Source organism: Streptomyces sp. JW3, assembly GCF_052216785.1.
Classification (GTDB): domain Bacteria; phylum Actinomycetota; class Actinomycetes; order Streptomycetales; family Streptomycetaceae; genus Streptomyces.
The window spans coordinates 32716-44052 of sequence record NZ_JBQOUX010000065.1; the positions used below are offsets into that span (position 1 = coordinate 32716).

11 protein-coding genes are annotated in these 11337 nt (G+C 71.1%); 8 read left to right on the forward strand and 3 right to left on the reverse strand.

Going from position 1 to position 11337, the window contains the following annotated elements:
• Positions 1-14 precede the first annotated feature (14 nt).
• The 7 genes from ACTT8P_RS24460 (at position 15) to ACTT8P_RS24490 (ending at position 7741) form a co-directional block, all read left to right on the forward strand.
• Positions 15-1553, forward strand: coding sequence for a family 43 glycosylhydrolase (locus ACTT8P_RS24460; RefSeq protein ID WP_442833873.1), 1539 nt, complete (start codon positions 15-17; stop codon positions 1551-1553).
• Positions 1550-1681: a hypothetical protein gene (locus tag ACTT8P_RS24465; RefSeq protein WP_442833874.1), complete on the forward strand. Its 132-nt coding sequence runs from the start codon at positions 1550-1552 to the stop codon at positions 1679-1681. Before ACTT8P_RS24460 ends, ACTT8P_RS24465 begins: the two co-directional genes overlap by 4 nt.
• A gap of 567 nt (positions 1682-2248) precedes the next feature.
• Positions 2249-3286, forward strand: a complete 1038-nt coding sequence (locus ACTT8P_RS24470; protein ID WP_442833875.1) for a sugar phosphate isomerase/epimerase family protein — start codon at positions 2249-2251, stop codon at positions 3284-3286.
• Positions 3283-4191, forward strand: a complete 909-nt coding sequence (locus ACTT8P_RS24475) for a transketolase (RefSeq protein ID WP_442833876.1) — start codon at positions 3283-3285, stop codon at positions 4189-4191. Before ACTT8P_RS24470 ends, ACTT8P_RS24475 begins: the two co-directional genes overlap by 4 nt.
• A complete protein-coding gene (locus tag ACTT8P_RS24480; RefSeq protein WP_442833877.1) occupies positions 4188-5150 on the forward strand; it encodes a transketolase family protein in 963 nt (320 codons plus the stop codon). The genes ACTT8P_RS24475 and ACTT8P_RS24480 overlap by 4 nt, the downstream gene beginning before the upstream one ends.
• The gene (locus ACTT8P_RS24485; protein ID WP_442833878.1) at positions 5147-6607 is read left to right on the forward strand and encodes an FGGY family carbohydrate kinase; all 1461 of its coding nucleotides are present in this window, start codon (positions 5147-5149) and stop codon (positions 6605-6607) included. The genes ACTT8P_RS24480 and ACTT8P_RS24485 overlap by 4 nt, the downstream gene beginning before the upstream one ends.
• Positions 6608-6817: 210 nt before the next feature.
• On the forward strand, positions 6818-7741 hold the full coding sequence (locus ACTT8P_RS24490) for a sugar-binding transcriptional regulator (RefSeq protein WP_442833886.1): 924 nt from the start codon (positions 6818-6820) through the stop codon (positions 7739-7741).
• A 72-nt stretch (positions 7742-7813) separates the two neighbouring features.
• On the opposite strand, the gene ACTT8P_RS24495 is transcribed toward ACTT8P_RS24490, so the two are convergent.
• The 3 genes from ACTT8P_RS24495 to ACTT8P_RS24505 all read right to left on the reverse strand — a co-directional run bounded on the left by ACTT8P_RS24495 (position 7814) and on the right by ACTT8P_RS24505 (position 10528).
• Complete coding sequence (locus ACTT8P_RS24495) at positions 7814-9049, reverse strand: cytochrome P450 (protein WP_442833879.1); 1236 nt, start codon at positions 9047-9049, stop codon at positions 7814-7816.
• A gap of 61 nt (positions 9050-9110) precedes the next feature.
• Positions 9111-10331, reverse strand: a complete 1221-nt coding sequence (locus ACTT8P_RS24500) for an NAD(P)/FAD-dependent oxidoreductase (RefSeq protein WP_442833880.1) — start codon at positions 10329-10331, stop codon at positions 9111-9113.
• A complete protein-coding gene (locus ACTT8P_RS24505) occupies positions 10328-10528 on the reverse strand; it encodes a ferredoxin (RefSeq protein WP_442833881.1) in 201 nt (66 codons plus the stop codon). The genes ACTT8P_RS24500 and ACTT8P_RS24505 overlap by 4 nt, the downstream gene beginning before the upstream one ends.
• 146 nt (positions 10529-10674) lie before the next feature.
• On the opposite strand from ACTT8P_RS24505, the gene ACTT8P_RS24510 reads away from it, so the two are divergent.
• A complete protein-coding gene (locus tag ACTT8P_RS24510) occupies positions 10675-11292 on the forward strand; it encodes a TetR family transcriptional regulator (protein ID WP_442833882.1) in 618 nt (205 codons plus the stop codon).
• The last annotated feature ends 45 nt before the right edge of the window (positions 11293-11337 follow it).

Genomic DNA, 11337 nt, shown 5'->3' on the forward strand with positions numbered 1-11337 from the left:
AGAAAGAGTCGTCCATGCCTGTCCCCGATGAGCGAACGGCGTACCCCAATCCCCTGATCCCGGGCTTCAACCCGGATCCCAGCTGCGTCCTCGTCGACGGGACCTACTACCTGGTCACCTCGACCTTCGAGTACCTTCCGGCGCTACCGGTGTACCGCAGCGCCGACTTCGTCACCTGGGAGCACATCGGCAATGTCGCGGTTCGTGGGGAACAGGTGGGCATCGCGGACGTACCGTCGGCCGGGGGTGTATGGGCTCCCACCATCCGCCACCACGACGGTCTCTTCCACGTGATCGTCTCGGTGGCGACCGGCCCGCGCGGCTGCTTGGTGTTCACCGCGACCGATCCCGCCGGCCCCTGGAGCGAGGGAACGGTCATCGACGGTGTCCACGGCATCGACCCCGACCTCGCCTGGGACGAGACGGGCAGGCCGTACGTCACCTACAGCGGCCTCCACCTGAACGGCACCACCGTGGTCGCCAACCGCGGCATCCTCCAGGCCAGAGTGGACCTCGCGGCGGGCAGGGTGCTGGAGGAGCCGAGACAACTGTGGTCCGGGACCGGCCTGGTGGCCCCCGAGGCGCCGCACCTGTACGCACGCGACGGCCACTGGTACCTGCTGATCGCCGAGGGCGGCACCGAGTCCGGACACGCGGTGAGCGTCGCCCGCGGCCCGAGCATCGAGGGCCCCTTCGAGGGCGCCCCGCACAACCCGCTGCTGTCCGCCTCGGGAACGGACCGCCCGGTCCAGTGCACCGGCCACGGCGACCTCGTACTCGGTCCGCACGGCGAGGACCTCATGGTGCTGCTCGGCACCCGACGCGCCGGCCGGTTCTCGCCGCTGGGCCGCGAGACGTACGTCACCGGGGTGCGCTGGTCCGACGGCTGGCCCTGCCCGGCCCCCGTGGAGCTCGCGCCCCGGCCCGAACCGCTCCACGAACACTTCACGTTCACCGACCCCGCGGCCCTCGCCGACCCCGGCTGGCTGGCCGTCCGCCGCACGCCCGGCGAGGCCGCATCGCTCACAGGGCGACCGGGCACACTCACCCTCACCGCCGCCGGTGACGGCAGCGACACGCTCAGGCCCGCCTTCGTCGGCCGCAGACAGCGCCACCTGGACAGCGTCGTCGAGGCCCGGGTCGAGCCCGCCGCAGGGAGGGGCGGCCTCTGCCTGCGCTTCGACGAGGAGTTCGCGGTCGTCCTGCTCGCGGAGCGATCGCCCATCGGCGGCGGTCTGCGCGTGACGGCACGGGCCGACGTGCCGACGATGACGCAGTCCTGGAGCACCGACGTACCGGACGACCGGGTCCTGCTGCGCATCACCACGCGGACCCCGCCACCGGGACGCGCGCCGTGGCTGTCGTCCGGCGACCGCATCCGGCTGAGCGTGGTGGACGCCACCGGAGCCGAGTCGCACCTCGCCGAACTCGACGGCCGGCTGTGGTCCGTGGAGTCGGCCCCCTTCTTCACCGGTCGGGTGACCGGGATGTACGCCGAGGACGGCACCGTTCACTTCACCGACTTCCGCTACCACGGGGAGCCCCGCACATGACCGGCCGTGCCTCTCCCGAACTGCCGCCGCGTGTCCTGTTCGGCGCCGCCTACTCCTACGAGTACCAGCGCTACGAGCGGCTCGACGAAGACCTCGACCTGACGGCCGAGGCTCAGGCCGGACGGTGACCGCGACCGGGGCCACGGCCCGCAACGGCCGACGTCTGCGCGTACCGCACAACTGGTCCGGTGAGTCCGTGTGCCTGCGGCTGCCGTCCACGCTCGAGGACGTCGCCGGTTCCTCGCGGTAGGCCGCCGGGGCGGAGCTGTCGTTGGGCCCTTGGGATGTGCGCGTGTTCACCGAGGTGATGCCTCAAGGGTGAGGGCGCAGGCGGGGACCGATGGCTGTCCGACCGCGTCTGTCTGACCTCGTGGGCGTGAACGCACGTCGCTCGTTGCCCACGGTCACCCCGGTGGGCGAGTACCTCCGCATATGCTTCCGAGGCGCCGCGCGCGCTGACCGGCGGACCGATGCGGGGGCTCTCCCTCGTCATGGACCGTGAGGAATGCCGGCGAGGGCGGGTGTGTGCCTCGTACGTGCAGTCGTTGACATGGGACAGGACGACCGCGTCCTGCGGATTGGCCTGGCACTGCTCGTACTTGAACGCTTCGGTGGCCCTCACGCACGGATGCCTCCCGGATGCGGGCGGGCTTGAGGGGTTGACGGTCGCGGTCCCGGTTCGTACCTTGGCGTGCATGTCGACTCAACATCGCATAAACATTCAAGAGGCGGATCCCGGTGAACCGGTGTACGGCGCCGGCGTCTGGCACTTCGCCACCTACGTCGACCGCTACGCGACGGACGGATACGGTGATCCGCGTACCGTCCTGGACGCCATCAAGCTGGCCGGTGCGGTGGGCGACCTGTCCGTCCTCGACCTCAACTGGCCCTTCCCGCCGGGCGGTATCAGCACGGCCCAGGTGAAGGACGCCCTCGCCGAGCAGAACCTGCGCGCCATCGCGGTGACCCCGGAGTTCTACACCGGCAAGTTCGCCAAGGGCGGCTTCACCAACCCCGATCCGGCGATCCGCCGCCAGGCGATCGACCTGGTCGCGGGCTCGGCCGAGGTGGGCCGTGAACTGGGCGTGGACTACGTCAAGCTCTGGCCCGGTCAGGACGGGTACGACTACCCCTTCCAGGCCGACTACACCGACCTGTGGAGCAAGTCGGTGGACGCGGTACGCGAACTCGCGCAAGGCTTCCCGGACGTGAAGTTCGCCATCGAGTACAAGCCGCGCGAGCCGCGCAACCGCATGGTCTTTTCCTCCGTCGCCCGCACCCTGCTGGCCATCGAGGACATGGGAGTCGACAACGTCGGCGTCCTGCTCGACTTCGGCCACTCCCTGTACGGGGGCGAGACGCCGGCCGAGGCGGCACGGATGGCGATCGCCCGCGGCAAGCTGTTCGCCATCGACGTCAACGACAACTTCCGCGGCTGGGACGACGACATGGTCGTCGGCTCGGTGCACCTGCTGGAGACCTTCGAGTTCTTCTTCGCCCTGCGGGACGCCGGCTGGGAAGGTGTCTGGCAGCTGGACCAGTTCCCCTTCCGGGAGGACCCGGTCGAAGCCGCCCGCACCGGCATCCGCACCATGCGCGCTTTCCACCGTGCGCTGACCTACCTCGACCGCGAGGAACTGGCCGCCGCGCAGGCCGCGCAGGACGCCCTCAAGGCGCAGCGCATCGCGAAGCGGGCGCTCTTCCGGGCGCTCGCGGAAAGCGAGTCCGAGTGAGAACCACCCTGGAGGCCGGCGCCCCGCTGCGGTGCGACGAGGAGGCCGCCCGCACCTACCATCGGCGCAGTGCCCGGCTGCGGGCGGCCACGCCGGCCGAGGCCGCCGGAGAGCTCGCCGACCTCTCCGCCTCCGTCCGGCGTGACATCCTCACCACCATCCAGTCGGCCGGCATGGGCCACGTCGGCGGTGACCTCTCCGTCACCGACCTGCTGGTCACGGCCCTGTGGGGAACCCTGCGGATGCAACCGGCCGAACCGGACCACCCGCAGCGCGACCGCTTCGTCCTCAGCAAGGGGCACTGTGCCGCGGCCCTGTACTCGACGCTGGCCTCCTGCGGATTCTTCCCGCGCGCCCGCCTGAGCGAGTTCATGGCCCCGCTGTCACCGCTCAACGGCCATCCCGCCCGGCTCAAGGTGCCTGGCGTGGAAACCAACACCGGGCCGCTCGGGCACGGCTTCCCGGTCGCCACCGGGTGTGCGCTCGGAGCGCGGCTGCGCGGCGAGGCCTGGCGGACCGTCGTCGTCCTCGGCGACGGCGAGATGCAGGAGGGCAGCAACTGGGAGGCCGCCATGACGGCCGCCCACTACGGGCTGGACAACCTGACCGCCGTGGTGGACCGCAACCGACTCCAGCAGGGTGCCCGTACCGAGGACACCAAGGCCCTGGAACCCCTGGACGCCAAGTGGGCGAGCTTCGGGTGGGAGGTCCGGGTCATCGACGGCCACGACCACCGGGCGATCAAGGAGGCATACGCCCCGTCGACCACCGGACGCCCGGTCGCGGTGATCGCCGAGACCGTCAAGGGCAAGGGCGTCTCGTTCATCGAGGACCGCGTCGAGTGGCACCACAAGGTGCCCACCGACGAACAGGTCCGTCTCGCGCTGGAGGAACTGAACCGGTGACCACAGTGGCCGAACAGGCATCCGCTTCCCCCGTGTACGACTGCCGGGTGGACTTCGCCGACGAACTCGCCGCGCTGGCCCGCGCCGACGAGCGGATCGTCGCGGTCTGCAACGACTCGGTGGGCTCCAGCAACCTGGTGAGGTTCCGCGAGGAGTTCCCCACCCGTCTGATCAACGTCGGCATCGCCGAACAGGACCTCGTCGGAGTGTCGGCGGGGCTGGCCAACGCCGGCTTCATCCCTTTCGTCTCCGCGGCGGCGCCGTTCCTGACCGGGCGTGCCCTGGAACAGATCAAGGCCGACATCGCCTACAGCCACCGCCATGTGGTGCTGTGCGGCCAGAGTCCCGGCATGGCCTACGGCGAGCTGGGTCCCACGCACCACTCCATCGAGGACCTGTCCTGGATGCGGGCCGTCCCGGGCCTGGAGATCATCGTGCCCGCCGACCCGTCCGAGACCCGGGCCGCCGTGCGCCATGCCGCCGCCTCCGGCCGGCCCACCTACCTCCGGGTGCCCCGCTTCAAGGTGCCCGCCGTCGTGCCCGCCGGCACCCCGTTCGAGACGGGCCGGGCCACCTGCCTGGCCCAGGGCACCGACATCACCCTGATCGCGGTGGGCACCATGGTCTCGCGTGCGCTCGGCGCCGCCGCCCTCCTCGCGGGCGACGGCGTCTCGGCCCGGGTGCTCAACATGACGTTCGTCGAGCCGCTCGACGTGGCGGCCGTGGTGGCCGCCGCACGGGAGACCGGGGCGATCGTCACCGCCGAGGAAGGGCTCCTCTCCGGTGGTCTGGGGGCGGCCGTCGCCAAGGTGGTGGCCGAGCACCACCCCGTGGCGGTGCGCATGCTGGGCGTACCCGGCTTCGCGCCGACCGGCAGCGCGTCCTTCCTGCTCGACCACTTCGGTCTGAGCGCCGAGGGCATCGCCGGCGCCGCGCGCGAGGTTCTGGGGCGGATGTGACGAACCCGTACGTTCTCGCCGTCGACCAGGGCACCAGCTCCACCAAGGCACTGCTCGTGGACGCCGCCGGCCGCATCGCGGCCCGCGGCGTGGCCCCCCTGGCCCAGTCCCATCCGGGCCCCGGGCTGGTGGAGCAGGACGCGTCGGCCCTCCTGGACAGCGTGCGCGCGGCGGTCGCCGACTGCCTGCGGGACATCGATCCGCGCACGGTGGCCGGGGTGGCCCTGAGTACCCAGCGCGAGTCGGTCATCGCGTGGGACCCGGTGACCGGTCTGCCCGTCGCCCCCCTGGTCAGCTGGCAGGACCAGCGCGGCGTCGAACATGCGGCCCGTCTCGTGGGGGAGGGGCAGGGCGAGGAGATCCGCCGGCGCACCGGCCTTCCGCTCGACCCGATGTTCTCCGCACTGAAAATGGCCGCGCTTCTCGACGCGCACGATCCCTCCCGGGCACGCAGCGGTTCCGGGGGCCTGGCCCTGGGCACCGTCGACGCCTACCTTCTGCACGCGCTGACGGGGGAGTCGGTCACCGAGATCGGCAACGCCTCCCGGACCCAGCTGATGAGCCTCGCCACCGGCGACTGGGACGACGAACTGCTCGGCGTGTTCGACGTCCCACGGACGGCGCTGGGCGACATCGTCCGCTCCAACGGACCCTTCGGGAAGATCCGCGGACTGCGGCCGCTGCTCGACGGCACCCCCGTGCTGGCGGTGCTGGGCGACTCGCACGCCGCGCTGTTCGCCCACGCCGGCTGGCGGCCGGGGATCGTCAAGGCCACCTACGGGACCGGTTCCTCCGTCATGACCGTCACCGACTCCTGCCGGCCCGCGGAACACGCGTGCGGCACCGTCGCGTGGTCCACCGGCCGGACGACGTACGCGCACGAGGCCAACATCCGCTCCACCGGGCGCACCGTCACCTGGCTGGCCGACCTGCTCGGCACCACACCCGAAGACCTGCTCCGGCTCGCGTCCGACGCGGACGCCGGCGGTACGACGTTGGTTCCGGCCTTCGGCGGTGTCGGAGCACCCTGGTGGGACGCCCGGGCCGTGCCCGTGCTCGCCGGATTCGGCCTGGGCACCGGCCGGGCACAGTTGGCGCGGGCGGCGCTGGAGTCGGTCGCCTTCCAGGTGGGCGACGTCCTCGCGGTCCTGCCCGGGCTGCGCCAGGTCGTCGCCGACGGGGGCCTGAGCCGCAGCGACCCGCTCATGCAACTACAGGCCGACGTCAGCGACGTGACCGTGGCCCGCACTCCACACCACGAACTCTCCGCGATGGGAGCGGCCCACCTGGCCGGTCTCGAAGCCGGTTTGTGGACGACGGACGAGCTCGAACGCCGCGCCGACAGCGACCTGAGGATCTTCGCACCCGTCTGGAAGGAGGAACGGCGCCGCGGCGCCCTCGCCCGCTGGCACCAGACGCTCACGGCCGCTCGCGGCCTCGGGACACACGAAAGGTGAAGCACACCATGCCACCACACCTCCGACACCGGGCGCGGAGTCTTCGCCAGCCGCTGAGCCCGTCCGGACGTCGCCTCCCGCGACCGGTGGCACGCCCCCGAGGATAGGGTGATACGCGGTCCGGCGCCTACCCGGCCGCCGGAATCGAGCAGGATTGGAGGCATGGTGGCGGCAGCGTCGTCCACTCCCAGCCCGGATCACATCAGGCTGATGGTCAAGGTGGCCCGCATGTACCACGAGCGCGGCGTGCGGCAGCCGGAGATCGCGGCGCATCTCAACATGTCCCAGCCACGTGTCTCCCGGCTGCTGAAGGAAGCCGTCGACCGCGGTGTGGTCCGTACCGTGGTGGTCTCTCCCGAAGGCGTGCACGCCGAACTGGAGGACGCGCTCGTGGAGCGCTACGGCCTGCGCGACGCGGTGGTGGTCGAGGTGGAGGGCGCGGGCGTCGACGTCATCCCCGCCCTCGCCGCCGCGACCGCGACCTATCTGGACACCACACTGAAGGGCGGAGACGTCATCGGTGTGTCCTCCTGGAGCGCCACCCTGCTGGAATCGGTCAAGGTCATGCGGGCCAAGACCTCGTCGGTGGCCCAGGAAGTGGTGCAGATGGTGGGTGGATCGGGCAGCCCCGAGGTGCAGTTGCACGCCACCCGCCTGACCAGCCGCCTGGCGGAACTCACCGGGGCGCGGCCCGTCTTCGCCCCGTCCGCGGCCCTGGTCGGCAGCCTTGAACTGCGCGACCTGCTCTTCCAGGAACCGGCCATGCTGGAGGCGATGCGGGCGTGGTCCCGTCTCACCCTGGCCGTGCTGGGCATCGGCAGTCTGGACCCGTCGCCGCTGCTGCGCCGCTCGGGCAACGCGATCACCGCCGAGGACCAACGGCGACTCAGGGCGTTGGGCGCGGTGGGCGACGTCTGTGCCCGCTACTTCGACGCCGAGGGCGTTCCCGTGGAGGCGCCCTTCAACGACCGCCTCATCGGGATCGATCCGGACGACCTGCGTGCGGTCGAACGCCGGATCGGTGTGGCGGGCGGCAAGGAGAAGGTGAGTGCCGTCCGGGGGGCGGTCCGGGGCGGCTGGATCAATGTTCTGATCACCGATGTCGAGGTGGCAAGGGACCTGCTCGGCGACTGACTCCGGCCCGGGACAGAAGGAACCGCTGCCCGGTGCGGTACCGGGCAGCGGTACTGGTGTGCCTGGTTGTTGTTACCAGGTGACGGGCAGCTCGTGGATGCCGTAGATGACGGCGTCGTACTTGAACGGCACCTTCTCCGTGTCGATCGCCGCCCGGAGGGTGGGGATGCGGCGGAAGAGGGTCGGGTAGATCACCTGGAGTTCCAGACGGGCCAGGGGCTGGCCGACGCAGTGGTGGGTGCCGGCGCCGAAGGCCAGGTGGTTGCGGGCGTTGCGGGTGATGTCGAGGGCGTCGGGGTCCGGGAAGACCTCCGGGTCGCGGTTGGCGAGTTCGTTGAGGAGGATGACACCCTCACCGGCGCGGATGGTCTCGCCGGCGATCTCGATGTCCTCGACGGCGGTCCGGCGCCGGCCCATGTGGACGATGGACAGGTACCGCAGCAGTTCCTCCACCGCGGAGGCGACCACCTTGGGGTCGTCGGTGTCCCGGATGAGCGCGAGCTGATCGGGGTTCTGCAGCAGCAGGAGCGTACCCAGGGTGATCATGTTGGCGGTGGTCTCGTGCCCGCCGAGGAGGAGCAGCACGCCCATGGTGGCGGCCTGGGACCGGGTCAGCTCACCGGCCTTGATGCGCTCGCCCAGCTGGGAGAGGAGGTCGTCGCCGGGCTCGGCGATCTTTCGGCCGACCAGGTCGTCGAGGTACTGGGCGAGGTTGGCGTGCGCGGTGCCGCGTTCTTCGCCGGTGGCGACGGAGGAGACGAGGGTCTTGCTGTTGACCTGGAAGAACTCGTGGTCGTCGTAAGGGACGCCGAGGAGTTCGGAGACGACCAGGGAGGGGATCGGCAGCGCGAGCGCCTGGACCAGGTCGACGGGCTTGGGGCCGGCGAGCATCCGGTCGATGAAGTCGTCGGCCATCTTCTGGACCAGGGGACGCATGGCCTCGACCCGCTTGATGGTGAAGACGCCGCTGACCATGCGCCGCAGCCGGGCGTGCTCCGGGTCGTCCATCCCGATGAAACTCAGGTCCGTGGAGCCGTGGCCGGTCACCGCGGGGTCCACGGGGCTGGGGAATCCGGGGTGGGTCATGTCGGCGCTGAGCCGGGGGTCGGCCGCCAGGAGCTTCTGCTCGGCGTGCCGGGTGACCACCCAGGGAGTGGTGCCGCCCCAGGACTTGACCCGGGTCACCGTGCCGCGGTCGGTGAGGGCGCGCATGTCGGGGGAGACGCTGAAGGGGCAGCCGGAGGAGCGGGGGTGGGGGAAGTCGGGAAGGTCCGTGGAGAGGGCGTCGGCCTGCTGTGGGGTGCTCATGTTCGTCCTCAGGTCATGTGATGGCGGCTGTGCGCCACGTAACAGTGGGGGAAGCAACGGTTCAGGCGGTCGTGGTCGGTGCGATGACGGCCGACGAGGGCCCGTCCGGCGCGAGGGCGGGGGACGGCTGCCCGAGCGACCTGCTGTGCAGGCGGGCCTGCTTGGGCATGTTCCAGCCGAGCACCGCGCTGACGCGGCCGCCCCGGTCGTAGCGGGCCACGAAACGCCCGCCCTCCTCGCCTTCGACGATGGTCACCTCGGCGTCGTCCGTGGGAGTGCCGAAGACCTGGATCTTCACGTCGAACTGGTCGGTCCAGAAGTAGGGAGTGGGGGTGTAGGCGACCTCGGCACCGAGGATGTCCGCCGCCACGGCGGCGGCCTGCGTGGTGGCGTTGGTCCGGTTCTCCAGCCGTACGTGCGTGCCGAGTTCCTCGTGGTACCAGCGGGCGGTGTCACCGGCCGCCCAGATGCCGGCCGCGGCGCGGCAGCGCGCGTCGCACACCACACCGTCGTCCAGTCGCAGTCCGCTGCCGGCCAGCCAGTCGGTGGCGGGGACGCACCCGATGGCGACCACCACCACGTCCGCCGGCAGGTGCTCGCCCGATGCCAGCCGGACACCGGTGACCCGGCCCTCGGCATGGGCGAGGCTGCCGATGCCGGTGTCGTTGAGCAGGCGTACGCCATTGCGGACGTGCAGTTCTCCCAGCGTCCGCGCGACGCGGGGCCCGAACTGCTCGGCCATGGGAGCGGGCTGCAGCCCCACCAGCGTGGTGTCCAGCGCCATCCCCGCGGCGGTCGCCGCGATCTCGGAGCCGAGGACGCCGTTGCCCACGACGACGACCCGCTTCGCCTCCCGCAGGACGGTGCGCAGCGCCACGCAGTCGTCGAGAGTGCGCAGCACATGGACGCCCCGCACGTCCTCCTGTCCCGGCAGGGCCCGGGCGCGCAGCCCGGTGGCCAGGACCACGGCCTGCGCGCTCAGTTCCCGGCCCGAGGCGGTGCGGACCGTACGGCCGGCCACGTCCAGCGCGACGGCCGCGTCGCCCAGCACGAACTCGGCTTCCAGCGCGTCCAGCGCGTCCTGCGCGCGCAGATGCGAGCGTTCGGGCTCCCAGGCTCCGGACAGCACCTGCTTGGACAGCGGCGGCCGGTCGTAGGGCAGCCCCGCTTCCGCGTCCAGCACGGTGAGCCGGCCCTGGTAGCCCTTGCGGCGCAGCGCCTCGGCGGTGCCCAGGCCGGCCGCCGAGGCGCCGACCACCAGGACACTGTCGGGCGCCGTCACGCGTTCTCGCTCAGGCGGATCGCGGCGGCGGGGCACACGTCGGCGGACTCGCGGACGACGTCGTACTGGTCCGCGGGGGGTTCGGCGTCGAGCAGGATGACGATGCCGTCCTCATCGCGCTGGTCGAAGACCTCCGGCGCGATCATCACGCACTGTCCGGCGCCGCAGCACTTCTCCTCGTCAACGCTGATCTTCATGTCAGATGTCTCCTTCTGGAATTCCACGCTGTTCAAAGTGTTGTGCTCCGAGATGGAATCGGCTACGCAAGTGTGACACATTGTCCCACGCATGAGTCAAGTGACCGCCGATGGAGGCAGTGCTCACGCAGAGATACGATCGAGGAGTGACCGAAGCACCAGTGATGACGACGACGAGAGACATCGCGAGAGCCGCCGTGCGAGACAGGCTGGCGCGGGTGGCCGTGGAACTGTTCCGCCGGGAAGGCTTCGACAAGGTCACCGCCAGTGAGGTCGCCGCCGCGGCCGGGGTGTCGCGCAGCACGTTCCTGCGCTATTTCGGCACCAAGGAGGAAGCCGTCCTGAGCGCGTTCGAGACCAACTGCGACGATGCCGTCACCATGCTGCGCGCCCGTCCCGCCGGCGAGGACGACTGGACGGTCCTGCGTCACGGGATGGGCGCCTTCGTCCAGCCCTACTACGAGAACGCGACCGACAGCCTCGCCCTGGCACGTCTCATCGGTGAGTCCGCCGCGCTGCGCGCCCGGCGGCTGGAGATGATGTTCCACTGGCGCAACATCCTGGCGGGCGTCCTCGCCGAGCGGGCCGGGCGGTCGGGCGAGGCCGACATCCGCTACCTGGTGCTCACGGCCGCCGCCATGGACTGCCTGAACATCGCGGTGGAGCAGTGGACGGACATGGACGGCCGGGTGAACCTGACCGACCTCCTCGACCAGGCGTTCGCGACACTCGCGCCCCGGGACCCCGGAGCCGTTCGGGAGTGATCGCGCCGGTCGGGGTGCCGGTCCGGTCGCACCCCGGACCGGCAC